The sequence below is a fragment of the Streptomyces sp. SAS_281 genome, from assembly GCF_052542855.1.
In genome coordinates this window covers 1-21705 of the sequence record NZ_JBMNDO010000102.1, presented here as the reverse complement: position 1 = coordinate 21705, position 21705 = coordinate 1, and the positions used below count along the sequence as shown (strand labels likewise).

Below are 21705 nucleotides of genomic sequence, written 5' to 3'. Positions count from 1 at the left end.
GGTTCAGCGCACGCCGGTGAGGTGGGCGTACGCCACCACGTTCCCCCGGTAGCCCGTCGCCTCGGAGTACCCGCCGCCGCAGGTGATCAGCCGGAGTGAGGCGTGCTCGGAGGCGCCGTAGACCCGCTGGTCCGGGAAGTCGTCGTTCTCGTACACCTCGATCGCGTCGAGCGTGAAGACGGCGGTACGGCCGTCCTGCCGGTCCACCTCGACGGTGCTGCCCTTCTTCAGTGAGCCCAGGTCGTAGAAGACGGACGGTCCCTCCGCGTTGTCTACGTGGCCGGCGACGATCGCGGTGCCCTCGGCCCCTGGCGGGGTGCCGTCCTTGTACCAGCCGACGATGTCCGTGTTCCCGGCCGGCGGTACGTCCAGGCTGCCGTCGGCCCCGAGCCCGAGCCGCATCATCGGCGCGTCGACCCGGATGGCGGGAATCCGGATGCGTACCGGCGCGGAGGGGCGCAGCGGCTCGGCGACCGGGGAGCCGGGCAGCAGGGCGGGCCCGGCGGCGAACGCCTGGGCGGCGGCCGGGCCCGGCGGGGTGAGCCGGGTGCCCGCGCCGTTCTGGATCAGCCAGACACCGGCCAGCGCCACGACGACGAGCAGCCAGCCCTTGGCCTTCTGGGACACGGTGGTCCTCCGGGGTACGGAAGCGGGAAACGGTCCCGTCCCGGTGGCGCGGGGCCACCGGGACGGACACCGGGCGGTACGGAGGGGTGGATGCCTCCGTCAGCCGGCGTCCCGCGTGCCGCTCGCCCGGCGACGCAGGAGCCAGGCTCCGCCGACGGCGGCAGCGGCGAGTACGCCGGCTCCCGCCGCGATCTGGGTGGTGTCCGGGCCGACGCTGCCGCCGACTCCGGTCTTCACGTGCCCCGAGGGGGCGGTGGGGGCGGCCGAGGTGCGGTGCCCGGAGGGCGTCTCCCGCCCGGCCCCGGTCTCGTCCCGCCCGGCCCCGGTCTCGTCCCGCCCGGCCCCGGTCGGGCGTTCGGTGGGCGAGGTGCGGCCGGCCTCGGCGGGGGCGTCCGGGACGAGGCCGGAGCCGGCGGCCTCGGCGTCGAGACCGTCCAGGCCCTCCGTGTCCTCGTCGCCGCCCAGCCCTTCGAGGTCGGAGAAGTCGTACGTGGGCGCGTCGGCGGTCCCCGCGGGGTCCTCGGTGCCCGCCGCCCGGTCCGCGGCCTTCACCTCGATCTCGCCGGTGGCCTTCCTGCCGTTCGCGCAGTCCACGCCGATGCCGTAGGAGCCGGGCGCGACGCCGCCCGGCACCCGGAAGGAGCCGGCCAGGGCCTCTTCGAGGGAGGCGGGCGCCAGCGGGAACTCCGGGGCGTCCAGCGCGCTCGCGTCACCGGTGGCGGCGCTGTCGTCGCCGCAGGCGGTGGTGTCCACGGTCACCGTGGCTCCCGGCGCGGCGCTGGCGGGGGTGATCCGCAGGGGTGCCTGCTCGTCCCCGTACGCGGACGGGGCGGTGGCGCCGAGGCCCAGCGCGGCGGCGGCCAGGGCCGCGGCGGCGGTGCCGGTCACGAGTCGGGCAGGACGGCGCATGGGGGTTTCCTCCGAGCCGGGGGCGCTGACGGGTGTGTCCTGGCACCGAGCCAACAGCCGGACCGGCACCCATGCCTGCTGACACCGAGTCAGCTGTCACCCGTCCGGCCCGGCTCGGCCTCCTTGCCAACCGATGTCGTCGCAGGTCACAGGGGGGACGGTGGGGGAGGTGCGCAGTCCGGGGCGCCCTGGTGCCGTTCGGGTGACGGGCCCGCCGGTCAATGTGGCGCACATCACATGCGTGAGCCGTCGCTGAGCGGGAACACGCATCACAACCCCCCACGGGACGGTGTGCACAGCCGCCCCCGGCCGACCGCCCCCTCCGGACCTCTCCCCCCCCCTGGGTCCGAAGGGGGCGGACTGCGTCAGGGGCGCCCCGGCGCGGCGGCCGACCACTCGACCACCGGCGGCCGGATCCGGGCGCAGAGCGGCCGCCCCCCGGCGTCCGAGAGCGGGAGCCGTGCGGTGAGGTGCCCCGAGCGCACGGCCGCCGCCAGGACGGCCGGCTCGACGTCGGAGAACATCAGCTTGGCCCGCCGGAACATCGTGAACAGGCCGTCCGCGTCGACCGTCCCCCAGGACAGGTACACGAAGCGCCCGCCGAGCCGGTGCTGCACGTACGGCCCCCGGACCGCGATCCCGTCCGCTTCCGCGGTCGCCGTGCACTCCAGGGTCCAGCGGGCACCGGGCGCGTCCCCCGGTGTCGGACCGAGGAGTTCGCCGGGGTGGTCCCTGCGCTGGACGCCCAGGTGGATGTTCTCGTAGCCGGGGAAGCCGGGCCCGGCCGGGCAGGAGCGGCCGGGCAGGAGTGATCCCTCGATGTGGAGCAGCAGAGGAGCCTCCATGGGTCAGACCGCCTCGTCCGGCGCGCCGTCGTACGCCGCCGCCAGCCGTTCCATCAGCTCGGCGTCGACCGTGAACGCGGTGTCGTCGATCCGGGCGACGGGGGCCATGCCCAGCGAGTTGACGAGGAACGCCGACCGGAACGCCCCGAGGCCGTCCAGGGTCACGGCCTGGCGCGACGACTCCAGGCCCGCGCCCGGAAGCCGGCGTTCCAGGACGCCCATGGTCACACCGGACAGGGCCGGGGCCTGCGGCCAGGTGATCGCGGTGCCGTCCCAGAACCCGATGTTGGTGAACGCGCCCTCGGTCACCGAGCCGTCGGGCAGGGTCAGCAGCGCGTCGTCGAAGCCGGCGCGCCGGGCTTGGTCCGCGTAGTAGGTGGGGCCGAACTCGCCGGGCCGCTTGAGGTGCGCGGCGGTCCGGGCGAACGGGACGGACATCAGGGCCCTGGGCCCCGGGGGCATCCCGCCCGGCTCCCGTACCGTCACCATGACGGTCGTCGCGGCGCTCCCCGGCGGCAGGTACGCGTGCACCCGCACCGAGGCGTCCGCCATGCCCGCGCCCTCCCACGCGTGCCGGACCAGCCGGCGCACCAGGCCCCCGTCCAGGGGGAGTCCGAACAGCTCGCGGTTGGCCGCGTCCAGCCGGGCCAGGTGCAGATCCAGGCCGCGCACCCGGCCCGCACGCACCTGCATCGCCGTGAAGTGGCCGTAGGTGAAGAAGAGCGCCCGGCGCAGATCGTCCTCGGTGGCGGGCCGGCCGTCGAATTCGGCGTACGGGAGGGCCGCCGCTGCTGGAGTCGTCATGCGGCCACGGTAGGCGGCCGCCACCACCCGGCGGGAGGTCCGTTCCGGTCCGCGTTTGACCTCAACCATGGTTGATGTACGAACGTCTTCGTCATGGACCTCAACACCGCGGAATCCACCGCCACCACCCTGTCCGGGAGCGCCCCCCTGAAGGTGGCCGTCATTCTTTCCAGCAACCGCGAGGGCCGTTTCGCCCCCGTCATCGCCGACTGGTTCCTCGCCCACGCCGACGCCCATCCCGCGATCGGGACGGACGTGCTCGACGTCGCCGGCCTCGACCTGCCGACCGCCCTCTCCTACCGTCCGGAGCCCCGGGTCAGGGAGGTGCTGGCCGGGGTCTCGGCCAGGCTGGCCGAGGCGGACGCCTTCGTCGTCGTCACCCCCGAGTACAACCACTCCTACCCGGCGCCCCTGAAGAACCTCATCGACTGGCACCGCGACGAGTGGCAGGCCAAGCCCGTCGCGTTCGTCTCCTACGGCGGGGTCTCCGGCGGACTGCGCGCGGTCGAGCACCTGCGCCAGGTCTTCGCCGAGCTGCACTCCGTGTCGATCCGCGACACCGTCTCCTTCCACAACGCGGGCGCCCAGTTCGACGACGAGGGCAGGCACCGCGACCCGGCCGGCGCGGACGCCGCCGTGAAGACGCTGCTCGACCAGCTCGTCTGGTGGGGCCGCGCCCTGCGGGACGCGAAGAGGGCCCACCCGTACGGCGGCTGATGGCGCGGCGGGGGGCGGGACCCCACAATCGGTGGGGGACCGCCCATCACCGCGAGGAGAGGCCGAAGTGACGACGACGCCGGCATGGCTGACCGTACTGACCACGACGGACAGCGAGGAGAAGGCCAGGGCGCTGGCGCGCGGAGTGGTCGAGGCGCGGCTCGCCGCGTGCGTGCAGATCTCCGCGCCCGTCACCTCCGTCTACCGCTGGCAGAACGCCATCGAGGCCACCGAGGAGTGGCAGCTGTTCTGCAAGACGACGGCCGAGCGGTACGAGGAGCTGGAGGCCCACCTCCAGGAGGCGCACGACTACGACACCCCGGAGATCATCGCCCTGCCGGTCCTCCGGGGCAGCGCCCGCTACCTGGGCTGGGTCTCCGCCGAGACGGCCCCGGTCACCTCGGTCTGAGCCCCCGTCAGCGGGAGGCCGCCGCCAGCGCGTCGTCCACGCCCCGCTCCCGGGGGCCCAGGAAGTGCGGGTCCGGCTCGAACAGGGCGTCGAGCGCTGCCTTGCCCGCCGCGAACACCTCCCGCGTCCCGCCGTAGTACCAGGTGACGTCGTGCTTCGCGTCGACCCCGACCCCGTACGCGTCGATCCCCGCCGCCCGGCACAGCGCGATGGCCCGGCGGATGTGGAAGCCCTGGCTCACCAGCACCGCCCGGTCGACGCCGAAGATCCTCTTCGCCCGCACGCACGAGTCCCAGGTGTCGAACCCCGCGAAGTCGCTGACGATCCGGTCGTCCGGCACGCCCTTCCCGACCAGGAACGCCCGCATCGCGTCCGGCTCGTCGTACTCCGCGCGGCTGTTGTCCCCGGTCACCAGGACGACCTTCACCTTGCCGTCCCGGTAGAGCGCGGCGGCCGTCCGCAGCCGGTTCGCGAGGTACGGGGACGGCTTCCCGTCCCACAGCCCCGCCCCGAACACCACCGCGACCTCCCGGGCGGGCACGTCCTCGACGGTCCTGATCCGGGCATCGGCCACCCCATGCAGCCAGGCCGCCGGCGCCAGGGCCAGCACACACGCGGCCATCAGCCCCTGCACGGCCCGCCGCCGCCCCCGACGGGTCCTCGGCAGCCGGGGCCGCAGCCGGCGGGCGGCCCCCCGCAGCCCGGCGCCCCGCACCCGTTCGCCCCCCGGCGTCCGCCACATCCGTGCCCCCACTCGTCCGCCCCCTGCCTCCGGGGTCCGACCGCCCCTCTCCTACGGGACGATCCGGCGGCCGAAAGGGTTCTCGGCCCGGCCCGGGCGGTCCGCGTACGATCGGGCGATGTCGCTTCCACGGTTGATCGCCTCCGATCTCGACGGCACCCTGCTGCGCGGTGACGGCTCGCTCTCGCCCCGCACCCTGCGCGCCCTGCGCACCGCCGAGGAGGCCGGGGCGGAGATCGTCATCGTGACCGCCCGGCCGCCGCGCTTCGTGGACCGGCTGGCCGAGGCCACCGGCCTCGTGGGCACGGCGGTGTGCAGCAACGGCGCCCTCGTCTACGACATGGCGAGCCGCAGCGTCGTCTCCTCCCAGGCGCTGCCCCTGACCGTGGCCCGGCAGGTCGCCACCGCGCTCGCCGCAGCCGTCCCCGGCGTCGGCTTCGCCCTGGAGACCGGCAACCAGGTCTTCTACGAACCCGCCTACCGGCTGCGCCTGTCCGAGGACGAGGGCGCCGAGCTCCCGGTGGCCTCCCTCGCCGAGCTGTGGCTCACCGACGCCCCCGTCACCAAGCTGCTCGCCTGGTCGGAACAGCTCGACGCGGACACCCTGCTCGCCGCCGCCCGCCAGGGGGCCGGCGACACCGTCCAGCTGACCCACTCCGGCGGGCGCGGGCTGCTGGAGATCAGCGCGCCCGGCGTCACCAAGGCCGGCGCGCTCGCGGTGCTCTGCGCGGAACGGGGCATCGACGCGGCGGACGTCATCGCGTTCGGCGACATGCCCAACGACCTCACCGTCCTCGCCTGGGCCGGTACGGGCTACGCCATGGCCAACGCCCACCCGGCGGTGCTGGCCGCCGTACCGGCTCACGCCCGGACCAACGAGGAGGACGGGGTGGCCCAGGTCATCGAGCGCCTGTTCGCGGTACGGGGGAGGGGCTGAGGGAGCGCCAAGTCTCCCGGCCGTCGCCGCGCTTCCCCGTGAGGCGACGGAAAACGCCCGTGACGGACATGCAACGCCCCGGCAACGTGCGTCCGCCACCATCACCCCATGCACCGCATCCGGCACCTCCCCGCGCACCCCCCGGCGTCCGCCGCCCCGGCCCTGGTCGCCGTAGCCCACGGCAGCCGGGACCCCCGCACCCCGCGCACCGTGGCCGCGCTCCTGGACCGGGTCCGCGAACTGCGCCCCGGGCTCGACGTCCGCCTCGGCCACATAGAGCTCAACGCGCCGCTCCTTCCGGACGCCCTGCACGCCCTCGGCACCGGCGAGGCCGTCCTCGTACCGCTGCTGCTCGGGCGCGGGCACCACGTCAAGCACGACATCCCCGCGTCGGTCGCCGCCGCCCCCGCTCTCCGGGCCCGGGTCGCCGCACCGCTCGGGCCGCACCCGCTGCTGGTGGAGGTGTTGCACGACCGGCTCGCCGAGGCCGGCTGGCAGGCTTCGGACCGGGGGAACCGCGACAGTGCCGTCGTCCTCGCCGCCGCCGGGTCGCGCGACCCCGAATCGGCCGCCGACACCCGGCACACCGCGCGGCTCCTCGGGGAACGGCTCGGCGGCGTCCCCGTCGTGGCCGCCTACGCCTCCGCCGCCTCGCCCACCGTGCCCGCCGCCGTGCGCGCGCTCGCCGCCCGGGGCCACCGCAGGATCGCCGTCGCCTCGTACTTCACCGCGCCCGGCCGCTTCGCCTCGGCCGCCGCCGCCCACGCGCCCTGGATCGCCGCCGCCCCGCTCGGCGCCCACCCGGCGCTGGCCCGGCTGCTCCTGCACCGCTACGACCAGGCGCGCGCGGCCGGAGCCGCCGCGTACGACATACCCATGAACACACGTTTCCCGGCCTCCGCCTGACCCGTCCTGTCGGTGCGGCGGATTACTGTCGGACCCATGAACGGCACGGACGGCACACAGCACCCCGGTACGGCGCCCTACGGCCCCGCCGACGCCGAGCGCTGGGACCCCGAGCCGGACAAACGGCCCGGCCGCACCGCCTTCCAGCGCGACCGCGCCCGCGTGCTGCACTCCGCGGCGCTGCGCAGGCTCGCCGGGAAGACCCAGGTCGTCACGCCCGGCACCCGCGGCCCCGCCTGGGACGCCAGCCCGCGCACCCGGCTCACCCACTCCCTGGAGTGCGCCCAGGTCGGCCGCGAGCTGGGCGCCGCCCTCGGCTGCGACCCCGATCTGGTGGAGGCGGCCTGCCTCTCCCACGACATGGGACACCCGCCTTTCGGCCACAACGGCGAACAGGCGCTCAACGACTTCGCCTCCGACTGCGGCGGCTTCGAGGGCAACGCCCAGTCGCTGCGGCTGCTCACCCGCCTCGAACCCAAGCGCTTCGTCCCCGATACCCGCACCGGCGACCTGGCCAGCGTCGGCCTCAACCTCACCCGCGCCGCCCTCGACGCCGCCACCAAGTACCCCTGGCCCCGGGACGCCCACCCCACCGACCCCGGCTCGCCCAAATTCGGGGTCTACGAGGACGACCTGCCGGTCTTCCAGTGGTTCCGCCGGGGCGCCCCGCGCCACCGCAAGTGCTTCGAGGCCCAGGTCATGGACTGGTCCGACGACGTGGCGTACTCCGTGCACGACTTCGAGGACGGGCTGCACGCCGGGCACATCGACCCCAACTGCCTGGAGGCCGAGCCGGAGCGCCGGGACATCTGGGCCGTCGCCGTCGGCCGCTACGTCCCCGCCGACACCGACCCGCAGGAGCTGGCCGAGGCGCTCGACCGGCTCATCGCCCAGGAGTGGTGGCCGCACGGCTACGACGGCTCCGCCGTCGCCCAGGCCCGGCTGAAGGACGCCACCAGCCAGCTCATCGGCCGCTTCTGCCTCGCCGCCGAGACCGCCACCCGACAGGCCCACGGCACCGGACGCCTCACCCGTTACGCCGCCGAGCTGGTCGTCCCGCGCGCCACCCGCAACGAGTGCGCGGTGCTCAAGGCCATCGCCGACCGCTACGTGATGCAGCGCGCCGAGCAGGAGGAGATCCGCGCCGACCAGCGCGTCGTCATCGCCGAGCTGGCCGCCGCGCTCACCGCCCGCGCCCCGGAAGGGCTCGAACCGCAGCTGCGCGCGCTGTACGAGGCGGCGCCCGACGACCGCGCCCGCAAGCGGGTCCTCGTCGACCAGATCGCCGCCCTCACCGACGCCTCCGCCCGCGCCCTGCACGCCCATCTCACCCGAGGGGGCGCCCGCCACCGGGAGTGACCTGATCGGGCCACACCCCCTTCCCCCACTACGCTGCGTGCGGGACGCTCGCAGTTGGCGCCGCGCAGCAAGCACCGAGGAGGCATCACGTGGTCGACGCACATCGGACGTTCGTCATCGTCGGCGGAGGGCTGGCCGGGGCGAAGGCAGCCCAGACGCTCCGGTCGGAGGGGTTCAGCGGCCGGGTCATCCTGATCGGCGACGAGCGCGACCATCCGTACGAACGCCCGCCCCTGTCCAAGGGCTACCTGACCGGGAAGGAGGACCGCGACAGCGTCTTCGTCCACGAGACCGCCTGGTACGCGGGCGCGGAGATCGAGCTCCACCTCGGCCAGTCCGTCACCGCCCTGAACCGCGGGGCGCGCACCGTGGAGACGGGCGACGGCACGGTCATCCACTACGACAAGCTGCTCCTCGCCACCGGCGCCGAACCCCGCCGCCTCGACGTCCCCGGCACGGACCTGGCCGGCGTCCACCACCTGCGCCGCCTCGCCCACGCCGACCGGCTGCGCAACGTCCTCGCCGCCCTCGGCCGCGACAACGGCCACCTGGTCATCGCCGGGGCCGGCTGGATCGGCCTGGAGGTCGCGGCGGCCGCCCGCGGCTACGGCGCCGAGGTCACCGTGGTCGAACCGGAGGCAACCCCGCTGCTCCGGGTCGTCGGACCGGAGGTCGGCCAGATCTTCACCGAGCTCCACAGCGACCACGGCGTCCGCTTCCACTTCGGCGGCCGGCTCACCGAGATCGTCGGCCAGGACGGCATGGTCCTCGCCGTACGCACCGACGACGGCGAGGAGCACCCCGCCCACGACGTCCTCGCCGCCATCGGCGCCGCCCCCCGCACCGCGCTCGCCGAGGCCGCCGGCCTGGAGATCGCCCCGCGCGAAGCGGGCGGCGGCATCGCCGTCGACGCCTCGCTGCGCACCAGCGACCCGCACGTCTACGCCGCCGGTGACGTCGCGAGCGCCGCCCATCCGCTGCTCGGGACCCGGCTGCGGGTCGAGCACTGGGCCAACGCGCTCCACGGCGGCCCGGCCGCGGCCCGCGCCATGCTCGGCCAGGACGTCGCCTACGACCGGGTGCCCTACTTCTTCTCCGACCAGTACGACCTGGGCCTGGAGTACTCCGGCTGGGCCCCGCCCGGCAGCTACGACCAGGTGGTCATCCGGGGCGACGCGGGCAAACGCCAGTTCATCGCGTTCTGGCTGAAGGACCGCACCGTGCTCGCCGGGATGAACGTCAACGTGTGGGACGTCACGGAGCACGTGCAGAAGCTGATCCGGGCCGGCCGCCCCGTCGACCCGGACGCCCTGGCCGACCCCTCGGTGCCTCTGGAAACCCTGGTCTGAGCGGCCCCGGGCCGGCGCGCGGGATCCCGCTCCCACCTCCGCACCGGCCCGGGACGGACCCTGCCCCGGCCGTTCCTGTCCGAGCCCACCCGTAGACTTCAAGGCGTGGCAGGCAGGATCAATGACGACGATGTGAAGGCGGTCCGGGACGCGGTCCCGATCGACGCCGTCGTTTCCGAGTACCTCCAGCTGCGCAACGCGGGCGGGGGCAACCTCAAGGGCCTCTGCCCCTTCCACGACGAGAAGTCCCCCTCCTTCCAGGTCAGTCCGAGCAAGGGTCTCTTCCACTGCTTCGGCTGCCAGGAGGGCGGCGACACGATCGCCTTCGTGCAGAAGATCGACCACCTGACCTTCGCGGAGGTGGTCGAGCGGCTCGCCGCCAAGGCCGGCATCACCCTGCGCTACGAGGAGGGCGGCTACAACCCCTCCCACCAGCGCGGCGAGCGGATCAGGCTGGTCGAGGCGCACAAGGCGGCCGCCCAGTTCTACGTGGACCAGCTGAACGGCCCCGAGGCCGAGATCGGCCGCGCGTTCCTCGCGGACCGCGGCTTCGACCAGGCCGCGGCCGCCCACTTCGGCGTCGGTTACAGCCCGGCCGGCTGGGACCACCTCACCCGCTTCCTGCGCGGCAAGGGGTTCAGCGACAAGGAGCTGATCACCTCCGGCCTCTCCCAGGACGGCAGGCGCGGTCCCATCGACCGCTTCCGGGGCCGCCTGATGTGGCCGATCCGCGACACCGCGGGGGACGTCGTCGGCTTCGGCGCCCGCAAGCTCCGCGACGACGACAACGGCCCGAAGTACCTCAACACCCCCGAGACCCCGATCTACAAGAAGTCCCAGGTGCTGTACGGCATCGACCTGGCCAAGAAGGACATCGCCAAGTCCAGCCGGGCCGTCGTGGTCGAGGGCTACACCGACGTGATGGCCTGCCACCTCGCCGGGGTCACCACCGCCATCGCCACCTGCGGCACCGCCTTCGGCGGCGACCACATCAAGATCCTCCGCCGCCTCCTCATGGACAACGGCAGCGCCCGCGTGATCTTCACCTTCGACGGCGACGCGGCCGGGCAGAAGGCCGCCCTGCGCGCCTTCGAGGACGACCAGAAGTTCGCCGCCGAGACGTACATCGCCATCGCCCCGGACAACATGGACCCGTGCGACCTGCGCCTGGTCAAGGGCGACGACGCCGTCCGCGACCTGGTCGAACCGCGCACGCCGCTCTTCGAGTTCGCGCTGCGGCAGATCGTCGGGCGGTACGACCTGGAGACCCCGGCCGGCCGCGCCGCCGCGCTGGACGAGGCCGCCCCCGTCGTCGCCAAGATCAAGACGGGCAGCGTCCAGCGCGAGGTCGCCGTCCAGCTGGCCGGCTTCATCGGCATCCTGGACCAGGAGTACGTCGTCCACCGGATCAACCAGCTGGCCCAGTGGGCCCGCGGCCGGGGCGGCGACCGGCGCGGACCCGCCCCCGCCGCCCGCGGTGGCGCCCGCCACCAGCAGGTCCAGGCACCGGCCGTCCCCTCGGGCCCGGCGCTCAACCTCCGCAGCCCCGCCCACCGCACCGAGCGCGAACTGCTCAAGCTCGCCCTCCAGCGCCCCGAGCTGGTCGCGCCCGCCTTCGACGCCTACGGGGCCGACGAGTTCACGGCACCCCCCTACACCGCCGTGCGCCAGTGCATCGAAGAGGCGGGCGGCGCCGAACAGGGCCTCGCCGACAGCCGCGAATATCTCGTCCGGGTCCTCGACGCCACGCCCAACGAAGCCGTCCGCAAGCTGGTCACCGAGCTCGCGGTCGAGGTCTTCCACGGCAAGTCCATCGACGAGGCCTACGCCGGTGAGCACCTGGTCAAGGTCCGCCTGCGCGCCGTCGACCGCAGGATCCTCGATGTCCAGAGCAGCCTGGCCCGGCTCGGCAGCAACGTGGCCCCCGACCACCTCGCCGCCGCGCAGAACGAGGTCTGGGTCCTCCAGCAGTACGCCCAGACCCTGCGCAACCACGGTGCCGACGCCCTCTGACGCAGGGCCCGACCCGGACGACAGGCCCTGACCGGGCCGTCACCGAACGGACTCAGAAAGTCACCGCACGCCCCTCGTGGCGGCTGTGTGTCGTACCCCACACTGGATGGCGGTGCCCTGAGTCATCGGAGCGCGGCCCCACCCCCGCGGTCCGGCAGCGATCACCTGGAGGTCGCCCCCGTGCAGACCCGGACCGTCACCGAAGCCGAGCGCGCCCCGGCCATCCCCGTACAGGCGCGGGCCGCGAACCACCCCGACGTGGTCATGGAGGAGCCCGACGAGTCCCCGGAGCCGCGCGGCAGACCGGAGGCCGGGCCCACCTCGGACCTGTTCCGCCAGTACCTGCGCGAGATCGGGCGCATCCCGCTGCTCACCGCAGCCGACGAGGTGGAGCTCGCCCGGCGCATCGAGGCCGGCCTGTTCGCCGAGGAACGCCTCGCCCGCACCCCGGACCCCGACACCCGCCTCGCCGTCGACCTGGACCGGCTCGTCGTCATGGGCCGTACGGCCAAGCGCCGCCTCATCGAGGCCAACCTGCGCCTCGTCGTGTCCGTCGCCAAGCGCTACGTGGGCCGCGGCCTGACCATGCTCGACCTCGTGCAGGAGGGGAACCTCGGGCTGATCCGCGCCGTCGAGAAGTTCGACTACGCGCGCGGCTACAAGTTCTCCACGTACGCGACCTGGTGGATCCGGCAGGCCATGTCCCGCGCCCTCGCCGACCAGGCCCGGACGATAAGGGTCCCGGTCCACGTCGTCGAGCTGATCAACCGCGTCGTCCGGGTCCAGCGCCGCATGCTCCAGGAACGCGGCTACGAGCCCGCGCCCGAGGAGGTCGCCGCCCACCTCGACCTGACGCCCGAACGGGTCGGCGAGGTCCTGCGCCTGGCTCAGGAGCCCATCTCGCTGCACGCCCCGGTCGGCGACGAGGAGGACGTCTCGCTCGGCGACCTCATCGAGGACGGCGACGCCGCGTCCCCCGTGGAGTCAGCCGCCTTCCTGCTGCTGCGCCGGCACCTGGAGGACGTGCTCTCCACCCTGGGCGAGCGCGAACGCGAGGTGGTCCAGCTGCGCTACGGGCTGGCCGACGGACGGCCCCGCACCCTGGAGGAGATCGGCCGCCTCTTCGGCGTGACCCGTGAGCGCATCCGCCAGATCGAGTCCAGGACCCTCAACAGACTCCGCGACCACGCCTCCGCCGACCAGCTCCGCGGCTACCTCGACTGACGCGCAGGCGCGTACACCCGAGGCAGCCGCGGAGCGGCCGTACCGCTCAGTCGACCTCGGCGACCGCCTGGGCGAACTGCGCCGCGTACAGCCGGGCGTAGGCGCCCTTCGCGTCCAGCAGTTCGCCGTGCGTGCCCTGCTCCACGATCGAGCCGTTCTCCATGACCAGGATGACGTCGGCGTCCCGGATGGTGGAGAGCCGGTGCGCGATCACGAAGCTGGTACGGCCGTGCGCCAGGCCCGCCATCGCCTTCTGGATCAGCACCTCGGTCCGGGTGTCCACGGAGCTGGTCGCCTCGTCCAGCACGAGTATCACCGGGTCGGACAGGAACGCCCGGGCGATCGTGATCAGCTGCTTCTCGCCCGCGCTGACGCCGGAGCCCTCGTCGTCGATCACCGTGTCGTAACCGTTCGGCAGGGTCCGGATGAAGCGGTCGGCGTGGGCCGCCCGCGCCGCTTCCTCGATCCGCTCCCGGCCGATGTCGCCGGAGGCCCCGTAGGCGATGTTCTCCGCGATGGTCCCGCCGAACAGCCAGGTGTCCTGGAGGACCATGCCGATGCCCGAGCGCAGGTCCGCCCGGGACATCTTCGCGATGTCCACCCCGTCCAGCGTGATCCGGCCGCCCGTCACCTCGTAGAACCGCATCAGCAGGTTGACCAGCGTCGTCTTGCCGGCGCCCGTCGGGCCGACGATCGCGACCGTGTGGCCCGGTTCGACGTTCAGCGACAGGTCCTCGATGAGCGGCTTCTCCGGGTCGTAGCGGAACGACACGTGCTCCAGCGCGACGCTGCCGCGCAGGACGCCGGGGTGCTCGCCCTCGCCCTTCGCCGGATCGGCCTCCTGCTCCTCGGCGTCCAGCAGTTCGAAGATGCGCTCCGCCGACGCCACACCGGACTGCACCAGGTTGGCCATCGAGGCGACCTGGGTCAGCGGCATCGAGAACTGCCGCGAGTACTGGATGAACGCCTGCACGTCACCGATCGACAGCGAGCCGGACGCGACCCGGAGCCCGCCGACCACGGCGATCAGCACGTAGTTCAGGTTCGACACGAACATCATCAGCGGCTGCATGATCCCGCTGTTGAACTGCGCCTTGAACCCGGCCTCGTACAGCGCCTCGTTCTGCTCGGCGAAGTCCCTCGCGGACTCCTCCTGCCGGCCGAAGACCTTCACCAGGGTGTGCCCGGTGTACATCTCCTCGATGTGGGCGTTGAGCTTTCCCGTCACCTTCCACTGCTGCACGAACTGCGGCTGCGAGCGCTTGCCGACCTTCGTCGCCACGACCACCGACAGCGGCACGGTCACCAGCGCGACCAGCGCCAGCAGCGGCGAGATCCAGAACATCATCACCAGCACGCCGATGATCGTCAGCAGCGAGTTGATGAGCTGGCCCATCGTCTGCTGCATCGTCTGCGAGATGTTGTCGATGTCGTTCGTCGCCCGGCTCAGCACCTCGCCGCGCTGGGCGCGGTCGAAGTACGAGAGCGGCAGCCGCGACAGCTTCGTCTGGATGTCCTCGCGCAGCTGGAACACGACCCGGTTGATGATCCGGATCGACAGCCGCGTCGACACCAGCATCAGCAGCCCCGCGCCGACGTACACCGCCAGCGCCATCAGCAGGACGTCGCCGACCGCGCCGAAGTCGATGCCCTGACCCGGCGTGAAGTCCACCCCGGACAGCATGTCGGCCAGGCCGCTGTTGCTCCTGCGCAGACCCTCGACGGCCTGTTCCTTGGTCGTCCCCGCGTCCATGGACCGGCCGATGACCCCGGCGAAGACCAGGTCGGTCGCCTTGCCGAGGATCTTCGGGCCGACCACGGAGAGCCCGACGCTGAACGCGACCGCGACCAGCATCAGGTACAGGGTGTTCTTCTCGACGGCGAAGCGCCTCAGCAGCCGCTTCGAGGACCCCTTGAAGTCCATGGACCGCTCGGTCGGCGCCCCGCCCGCCATCATGCGTCCGCCAGGCCCGGCCATTACGCGGCCTCCGCTTCCGTCAGCTGGGAGAGGACGATCTCCCGGTACGTGTCATTGCCGTCCATCAGCTCGTGATGGGTGCCGGTCCCGACGACCCGCCCCTCGTCCAGCACGATGATCCGGTCGGCCTCCCGGATGGTGGAGACCCGCTGGGCCACGATCACCACGGTCGCCTCGGCGGTCTCCCGCCCGAGCGCCGTGCGCAGCGCCGCGTCGGTCGCGTAGTCCAGCGCCGAGAACGAGTCGTCGAAGAGGTAGATCTCCGGGCGCTGCACCAGCGTCCGCGCGATCGAGAGCCGCTGGCGCTGACCGCCGGAGACATTGGTGCCGCCCTGCGCGATCGGCGCGTCGAGCCCGTGCTCCAGGCCCTGGACGAAGTCCTTCGCCTGGGCCACCTCCAGCGCGTGCCACAGCTCCTCGTCGGTCGCGTCCGGATTCCCGTACCGCAGGTTCGTCGCGACCGTTCCGGAGAACAGGTACGGCTTCTGCGGGACCAGGCTCACCGTCTTCGCCAGCAGCGCCGGGTCCAGCGTCCGCACGTCCGTCCCGTCGACCAGCACCTGCCCGTCCGTCACATCGAACAGCCGGGGTACGAGTCCGAGCAGCGTCGACTTCCCGCTGCCCGTCGACCCGATGATCGCGGTCGTCTCGCCCGGCCGCGCCACCAGGTCCACCGCCCTCAGCACCGGCTCCTCGGCGCCCGGGTAGCGGAAGTCCGCGCCGCGCACCTCCAGGTGCCCGTGGGCGCGCAGTTCGCGCACCGGCTCGACGGGCGGGACGACGCTGGACTCGGTCTCCAGGACCTCCTGGACGCGCTCCGCGCACACCTCGGCGCGCGGCACCATCATGAACATGAAGGTCGCCATCATCACCGACATGACGATCTGCATCAGATAGGCGAGGAACGCGGTCAGCGCACCGATCTCCATCCCGCCGCTGTCGATGCGGTGCGCACCGAACCAGACCACGGCGATGGACGACACGTTCACGACGGTCATCACCGTCGGGAACATCAGGGCCATCAGCCGGCCCGTCGACAGCGCCACGTCCGTCAGCTCGGTGTTGGCGCCCCGGAAACGCCCCTCCTCGTACGTGTCGCGCACGAACGCGCGGATGACGCGGTTGCCGGTGATCTGCTCGCGCAGCACCCGGTTCACCGTGTCGAGCCGCTTCTGCATCTGGCGGAACAGCGGGCGCATCTTCCGCACGATCAGGCTGACCGCGATCCCGAGGACCGGCACCACCGCGAGCAGTACCGCCGAGAGCGGCACGTCCTGGCCCAGCGCCATGATGATGCCGCCGACACACATGATCGGCGCCGACACCATCAGCGTGAACGTCATCAGGACCAGCATCTGTATCTGCTGGACGTCATTGGTCGTACGGGTGATCAGCGAGGGGGCGCCGAACCGCCCGACCTCGCGCGAGGAGAAGGACTGCACCCGGTCGAAGACCGACGCCCGCACGTCCCGCCCGAGCGCGGACGCGGTGCGGGCGCCGATGTAGACGGCCCCGATGTTGCAGACCACCTGGGCGATGCTGACGACGATCATCACGCCGCCGTACTGGAGGATGTAGCCCGTGTCCCCCCGCACGACACCGTTGTCGATGATGTCGGCGTTGAGGGTCGGCAGGTAGAGGGTGGCGCAGGTCTGGAGCAGCTGGAAGACGACCAGCACCGCGAGTGGTTTCTTGTACGGACCGAGATAGGCCCGCAGAATTTTTATGAGCACGCGTGTCTCTCGGAGTCGGCGTAGGTCGGGGGAGCCGACCCATCTTCCGGCACCGCTCGCCGGGACCGCGAACGTTTTTATTCAAGTCCAGGTCAAAAAACGGACTCGGTCCATAATTTCGCGGCCCCTCCGCACTCACCGTGGCGAGTCGAACGCTCCCGGGTGAATCTGGTCCCGCGTCGCGATGTACTGCTGGCGCACCGCCTGCCCCACGGCCAGCTCCTCGCCGGCCTCCAGCACCTGGGCCGCCGCGCCCTGCCAGGCCGGGGGAGTGCGCCCGTCGAGCGCCCCCTGCGAGACCCCGAGCGCCCACGCCGCCTGCCGGGCCGCGCCCAGCGCCGCGTACTGGGCGGGCTCCGGCACGACCACCTGCGTGCCCAGCAGCGCGGGCGCCAGCTGCTGCACCGCGGGCAGCTCGGCCGCCGCGCCCAGCAGGAAGACCCGCCGCACCTCCACGCCCCGGCCCCGCAGCACGTCGAGCGCGTCCGCGAGGGAGCACAGCATCCCCTCGAACGCGGCCCGCGCCAGGTGCTCCGGCTTCATCGACTCCCGCCGCAGCCCGCACAGGGTCCCGGCGGTGTGCGGCAGCTGCGGGGTGCGCTCGCCCTCCAGATACGGCAGGAGGACGAGCCCCGAGGAGCCCGGCGTCGACTTCAGGGCCAGCGCGGACAGGGCGTCCAGCCCCTCCACGTCCAGCATCTCGGCGGTCCCGCGCAGCGCGCGCACCGCGTTCGACGTGTGCACCACCGGCAGGTGCATGCCCGTGGCGTCGGCGAACGAGGTGATCATCCCGGTCGGATCGGCCAGCGCCTCGTGGTGCACCGCCATCACGGAGCCCGAGGCCCCCAGCGACACGACCGCGTCCCCGACGCCGACGCCCAGGCCGAAGGCCGCCGCCATGGTCTCGCCGGTCCCCGCGGAGATCAGCAGCCCCTCCGGCGTCATCCCGGCCGCCTCGGACGGGCCCAGCACCTCGGGCAGCGCCGCCTGACGGCCGAGCGCCAGCTCCACCAGGTCCGGCCGGTAGGACTCGGTCCCCGCCGACCAGTAACCCGTGCCGGACGCGGCGCCCCGGTCGGTGGTCCGCCGGGCCGGCCGCCCGAGCAGCTGCCACACCAGCCAGTCGTGCGGCTGGAGCACCGCCGCCACCCGCTGCGCCTGCTCCGGCTCGGACCGCGCCAGCCAGCGCAGCTTCGCCACCGGCTGCGCGGACTGCGGCACCGCGCCGACCGCCTCGGCCCACGCCTGCCGCCCGCCCAGCCCGTCGATCAGGTCGGCCGCGGCGGCCTGCGCGCGCTTGTCGTTGCCGAGCAGCGCCGGGCGTACGAGGTTGCCCTGGTGGTCCAGGGGGACGAGGCCGTGCTGCTGCGCGGAGACGCCGATGGCCTGCACCCCTTCGAGCAGCCCGCCGGTGGCGGCCTCACCGAGGGAGAGCAGCCACGCCTGCGGGTCGGCCTCGGTGGCCTTGGCCTCGACGGGATGCGGGGCGTACCCCTCGCGCAGTACGGCGCCCGTGTCCGTATCGCAGACCACGATGTGTGTGAACGCGGAAGAACTGTCCAAGCCGGCGACTATGCCCATACAAGGATTCTGCCGCACCCCCGGAGGTTTCCCGTACCGGTGGCGCGGCAGAACCGACGGCGGGGCCGGCTAGGTGTTGGTGGTCCCCCAGTCGTCCTCGACGCCGTTCCCGCGTCCCCGCATGGACCGGACCCGGTCCGTCACGGACGCCGGCACCTTGTCGCCGACCTTCTCGCCCACGGCGTGGTACGCCTTCCCCGCGAACTCACGGCCGCTCTGGGCCGCCGTCTCGCAGGTGTTGCGCACGGCCGGGTTCTGGGCGAACTGGCGCGCGGACTTCTTCAGCTGCTCGTAACGCTCGCGCCCGGCCCGCGTGCCGAGCACGTATCCGAGGGCCACTCCGGCGATGAACGTGAGCCGGTACCGCATGGCTGCCACCCTTCCTTCGCTCCGTGCGACGTGTGCTGCCCGCCTACCCGCAGACGCCCGAGATCACCCCGGCCGATACCGATTGGCAAAGCACCCCCCTGCTTGCGCTAATGTATGTGTCGCAGCGAACGCGCGCCGCCCGGCATCCGCCAGGCAGGTACGTTCGAGGCGCCGCAGCAATCCCCTGTAGCTCAATTGGCAGAGCAGCCGGCTGTTAACCGGCAGGTTACTGGTTCGAGTCCAGTCGGGGGAGCGCGATCCCCTGTAGCTCAATTGGCAGAGCATTCGGCTGTTAACCGGAGGGTTACTGGTTCGAGTCCAGTCGGGGGAGCGATCGGAAGAGGGCCCCTTCGGGGTCCTTTTTCGTGTGCCCGGAACCGGGCGGCGAGCAGCGCCGTCTTCATGGTCATCAACAGCCGGGCAGCCGCAGCGGGAGATCGTATGACCGGCTATGCTGCGGCAGACGGTGCGCACACTTGTACGCGCCACGCCGAGACGGGGCGGTAGCTCAGCCGGTTAGAGCAGCGGACTCATAATCCGTCGGTCGTGGGTTCGAGTCCCACCTGCCCCACTCAGAGTTAGTGCAGGAGAACCGTTTCTACCTGCGGAAACACGAGAACGGGTGGCACCACTCCAGAGTGGTGCCACCCGTTCATTCGTTCAGACCAAGATCCAGTGGACACGTAGTGGACGCGGGGACGATTCAGTGGACAGAAGCGCCCTCACGCAGCCTTCCGCCGCCCGTTCGGAGCCCTGCGGGAGGCGCGGGATGCTGCCGGAGGCAGACCCGTCGGCAGCGCCCAGCCGTCCACGCTCGGGGACTCGGATCGGGCGACCGTGAAGCGCGTGAGTGAGAAGTCGGACCGCTGCTCCTCCGGGTAGAGGGCGTTGAAGTTCTCCACCCGGACCAACTCCAGTTCGTTCGCCGCGCAGTGGTCCCGTATCCACTTCACCGCCGCGTTGGCGGCGTCGTCCTGGCCCCGGCCGGACAGGGCGATCATGCCGAGGAGGTCGGTGCCTGGCTGCTGCTGCGCCCCAACGGCCCAGGTGTCACCTGACTGGCGCGCCCCGTGGGCGAAGAAGACGGCGATGTCGTTCTGCCAGGCCGGTTCGGGGATCGCCAGCGGGGTGCGTACTTCGAAGGGGACGTCACGGGGGACGACGGCCATGACCGACTCGGCCTCGGCTCGCATCATCTCCGGCAGCACGCTGGTGTAGGTGTCGGAGGTGATTTGGCGCGAGGAGTGCCCCAGCTTCTCCTGGACCACCTTGATGTCGTGACCGGCGAGCAGGGCCAGGGTGGCGGCGAGGTGACGCAGGTCGTGCAGGCGCACCGGCGGCAGACCGGACAGCTCCACCAGGCGGGCGAAGCGCCGCGATATCCAGTCGGGGTGCAGCTCCTCGCCGTTCTCGTGCGTCCACACCCGGCCGCTCTCGACGTACGCGGTGCCCCACTCCTGGCGCATCCGGTCCTGCTTGGCGCGAACGGCTGTCAGGTTGTCGCCGGACTCCAGGCTCAGGGACAGGGTGCGGACGCTGTCGGCCTTGGGCGCTTCGCCGTACAGCTTGTAGGCGACCTCCACGATCTGCTGGGAGATCCGCAGCCAGAGGGCGTCGATGCTCACCTCGGTCCACGGCAGCGCGGCCATCTCGCCGCGGCGGGGGCCGAGGAAGATGAACGAGTGCCACAGCTCGTAGAACCAGTCCTCCATGACGAAATCGAGGAACTCGCCGGTGAGCTGCGGCGTCCAGACCATGACCGGGCCTGGCTTCTCGCCCGTGCGCTTCCAGTGCTCGATGCGCTCGGGCGTCCAGACGAGCGGCTTCGGCCGGGTCACCGGCGGCAGCTCCACGAAGTGGGACCAGTTCTTGGCGAACGCCTGCTCGCGCTTGATTCCCCAGGAGAGCGCCGAGCTGATGGTGTCGTTGATGCGGTGCATGGTCGCGGCGGAGGTGACCTTCCGCAGCCCCTTCTTCCCCTCGCGGAGAGCGGCGTTCGCGTCGAGGAAGGCTCGGCGGGCGACGCGGCGCTCCTCCCGCTGGGCGTAGCCCGCCGTCTTCACCCAGGCTTGGTGCGCGGCGTCGCGGTCCTTCTGGAGTTGATCGACGCGGAGGCGGTGAAGGATGCGCTCGTTGTTCTCCTTCTCGATGGCATCGAAGAGCTTGTCGAGGTGCCGCACCTTCAGGTCGCGGCGCTTGATGTGCCCGAGGTGGGGGAGGAGGTACAGCTCGATGTGTTCCTCGTAGCCCTTGCGGGTGGTGCGGGCGAGGGACTTCTTGGCCTTGATCCACCGGAGGAAGAAGTCTCCGCACTTCTCGTCGGACAGCACGTCGGTGCCGGCCGAGGCGGCGTCGTACAGCTCCTTCGCCTTCGTCTTGGCGTCGTCCAGCTTCGTGAAGCCGCCGCGCCGGACGCGGGCGCGCTTGCCGCCCTCGCCGGGTTCGGCCTCGAAGTAGAAGGCCCAGGTGCCGTGTCCCTTGCCGAGTTTGGGGCACGTGGTGCCAATGGAGCCGATCTTCGGATTGCCGTCGTTGTCGAGAGCAGGTTTGCCGTCTTTGTCCTTGAGTGGTCCCTTGCACTGGCATCGCCGGTAGTAACTCGGCTCGAACATCCGACCCCCTGCTGGTCTGTTGCTTGGCTCACAGCCAGTCCTCGGTGTCGTACGTATCCGTACGTGTCTGGCGTGATCTCCTTCGATCTTGCTGGGGCTGTCGGACACTGTTGTAAAGTCGCTTTGCAGTTGGCGTGGGGGAGACAGGCGACCAACGACATGACTGCTCATGAAGAGGGCGGAACCGGAGCCATGGGGCTGGAGGAGCTGCGAGCTCTGCCAGCCACGGTCAATGTGACGACAGCTGGACGTGCACTGGGCATTGGCCGGGACAAGGCGTACGAGTTGATCAGGACGGGCGCGTTCCCCGTCAGGACGCTGCCCCTCGGTAGCACCGTGCGCGTTCCGACAGCTGAACTGTGGCGGGTGCTTGGTGTTGAGCCTCGCTCGGAGGTGAGTCCGTAATCACGAGATATGCAGGATCTGAGGTGTGCGTTGGTTTGCCAATCTTGTTACCTATCTCGCTGGTAAATTAGTACATGTAGGGGGTCGGGTAGAGGGGTCGAGAATGCCAAGGCTCTACGGTTTTGAGGACATGGCGTACCGGCGTGTGCGCGAGGCGGAGGCTGCGGGTATCCGGGCCGCCGCCCC

General features: G+C 72.0%; 18 protein-coding genes and 3 tRNA genes. 11 read left to right on the top strand and 10 right to left on the bottom strand.

The window, feature by feature from the left end; translation table 11 throughout:
* Positions 1–3: 3 nt before the first annotated feature.
* From ACN6LM_RS29260 to ACN6LM_RS29245, 4 genes are all read right to left on the bottom strand, one after another.
* Positions 4–627, bottom strand: coding sequence for a class F sortase (locus tag ACN6LM_RS29260; RefSeq protein WP_445068387.1), 624 nt, complete (start codon positions 625–627; stop codon positions 4–6).
* 99 nt (positions 628–726) lie between these two features.
* Positions 727–1536, bottom strand: a complete 810-nt coding sequence (locus ACN6LM_RS29255) for a hypothetical protein (protein WP_445068386.1) — start codon at positions 1534–1536, stop codon at positions 727–729.
* Positions 1537–1901: 365 nt separating this feature from the next.
* Positions 1902–2381 (bottom strand): DUF5990 family protein, encoded by a 480-nt coding sequence (locus ACN6LM_RS29250; protein ID WP_445068385.1) that lies wholly within the window; start codon positions 2379–2381, stop codon positions 1902–1904.
* A gap of 3 nt (positions 2382–2384) precedes the next feature.
* Positions 2385–3185 (bottom strand): aminotransferase class IV, encoded by an 801-nt coding sequence (locus ACN6LM_RS29245; protein ID WP_445068384.1) that lies wholly within the window; start codon positions 3183–3185, stop codon positions 2385–2387.
* Between the two features lie 93 nt (positions 3186–3278).
* Between ACN6LM_RS29245 and ACN6LM_RS29240 the strand changes: the two genes are divergently transcribed.
* Together ACN6LM_RS29240 and cutA are read left to right on the top strand one after the other, a co-directional pair.
* Positions 3279–3902: an NADPH-dependent FMN reductase gene (locus ACN6LM_RS29240; protein WP_445068383.1), complete on the top strand. Its 624-nt coding sequence runs from the start codon at positions 3279–3281 to the stop codon at positions 3900–3902.
* 67 nt (positions 3903–3969) lie between these two features.
* Positions 3970–4311: a divalent-cation tolerance protein CutA gene (gene cutA / locus ACN6LM_RS29235; protein WP_383303930.1), complete on the top strand. Its 342-nt coding sequence runs from the start codon at positions 3970–3972 to the stop codon at positions 4309–4311.
* A gap of 7 nt (positions 4312–4318) precedes the next feature.
* Here the strand turns inward: cutA and ACN6LM_RS29230 are convergent, their stop codons facing one another.
* Positions 4319–5053, bottom strand: coding sequence for a SanA/YdcF family protein (locus ACN6LM_RS29230; protein WP_445068382.1), 735 nt, complete (start codon positions 5051–5053; stop codon positions 4319–4321).
* A gap of 133 nt (positions 5054–5186) precedes the next feature.
* On the opposite strand from ACN6LM_RS29230, the gene ACN6LM_RS29225 reads away from it, so the two are divergent.
* From ACN6LM_RS29225 to ACN6LM_RS29200, 6 genes are all read left to right on the top strand, one after another.
* Complete coding sequence (locus ACN6LM_RS29225; protein WP_445068393.1) at positions 5187–5990, top strand: Cof-type HAD-IIB family hydrolase; 804 nt, start codon at positions 5187–5189, stop codon at positions 5988–5990.
* Between the two features lie 108 nt (positions 5991–6098).
* On the top strand, positions 6099–6896 hold the full coding sequence (locus ACN6LM_RS29220) for a sirohydrochlorin chelatase (RefSeq protein ID WP_445068381.1): 798 nt from the start codon (positions 6099–6101) through the stop codon (positions 6894–6896).
* A gap of 36 nt (positions 6897–6932) precedes the next feature.
* Entirely contained in the window at positions 6933–8255 is a 1323-nt protein-coding gene (locus ACN6LM_RS29215) for a deoxyguanosinetriphosphate triphosphohydrolase (protein ID WP_445068380.1), read from the top strand.
* Between the two features lie 89 nt (positions 8256–8344).
* The gene (locus ACN6LM_RS29210) at positions 8345–9604 is read left to right on the top strand and encodes an NAD(P)/FAD-dependent oxidoreductase (protein WP_445068379.1); all 1260 of its coding nucleotides are present in this window, start codon (positions 8345–8347) and stop codon (positions 9602–9604) included.
* 105 nt (positions 9605–9709) lie between these two features.
* Complete coding sequence (gene dnaG / locus ACN6LM_RS29205) at positions 9710–11617, top strand: DNA primase (RefSeq protein ID WP_445068378.1); 1908 nt, start codon at positions 9710–9712, stop codon at positions 11615–11617.
* Between the two features lie 180 nt (positions 11618–11797).
* Entirely contained in the window at positions 11798–12841 is a 1044-nt protein-coding gene (locus tag ACN6LM_RS29200) for an RNA polymerase sigma factor (RefSeq protein WP_445068377.1), read from the top strand.
* 46 nt (positions 12842–12887) lie between these two features.
* Here the strand turns inward: ACN6LM_RS29200 and ACN6LM_RS29195 are convergent, their stop codons facing one another.
* The 4 genes from ACN6LM_RS29195 to ACN6LM_RS29180 all read right to left on the bottom strand — a co-directional run bounded on the left by ACN6LM_RS29195 (position 12888) and on the right by ACN6LM_RS29180 (position 18502).
* Positions 12888–14819 (bottom strand): ABC transporter ATP-binding protein, encoded by a 1932-nt coding sequence (locus tag ACN6LM_RS29195; RefSeq protein WP_445068376.1) that lies wholly within the window; start codon positions 14817–14819, stop codon positions 12888–12890.
* Complete coding sequence (locus ACN6LM_RS29190) at positions 14819–16552, bottom strand: ABC transporter ATP-binding protein (RefSeq protein ID WP_445068375.1); 1734 nt, start codon at positions 16550–16552, stop codon at positions 14819–14821. Before ACN6LM_RS29190 ends, ACN6LM_RS29195 begins: the two co-directional genes overlap by 1 nt.
* 135 nt (positions 16553–16687) lie before the next feature.
* Positions 16688–18133 (bottom strand): FGGY family carbohydrate kinase, encoded by a 1446-nt coding sequence (locus tag ACN6LM_RS29185; protein WP_445068374.1) that lies wholly within the window; start codon positions 18131–18133, stop codon positions 16688–16690.
* 69 nt (positions 18134–18202) lie between these two features.
* A complete protein-coding gene (locus ACN6LM_RS29180; protein WP_445068392.1) occupies positions 18203–18502 on the bottom strand; it encodes a YtxH domain-containing protein in 300 nt (99 codons plus the stop codon).
* 180 nt (positions 18503–18682) lie between these two features.
* On the opposite strand from ACN6LM_RS29180, the gene ACN6LM_RS29175 reads away from it, so the two are divergent.
* The 3 genes from ACN6LM_RS29175 (at position 18683) to ACN6LM_RS29165 (ending at position 19073) form a co-directional block, all read left to right on the top strand.
* A tRNA-Asn gene (locus tag ACN6LM_RS29175) sits at positions 18683–18755 on the top strand.
* A 5-nt stretch (positions 18756–18760) separates the two neighbouring features.
* Positions 18761–18833: transfer RNA gene (locus tag ACN6LM_RS29170), tRNA-Asn, on the top strand.
* 166 nt (positions 18834–18999) lie between these two features.
* Positions 19000–19073 (top strand) — tRNA-Ile (locus ACN6LM_RS29165).
* A gap of 151 nt (positions 19074–19224) precedes the next feature.
* On the opposite strand, the gene ACN6LM_RS29160 is transcribed toward ACN6LM_RS29165, so the two are convergent.
* Positions 19225–21114, bottom strand: a complete 1890-nt coding sequence (locus ACN6LM_RS29160) for a tyrosine-type recombinase/integrase (RefSeq protein ID WP_445068373.1) — start codon at positions 21112–21114, stop codon at positions 19225–19227.
* Positions 21115–21705 lie beyond the last annotated feature (591 nt).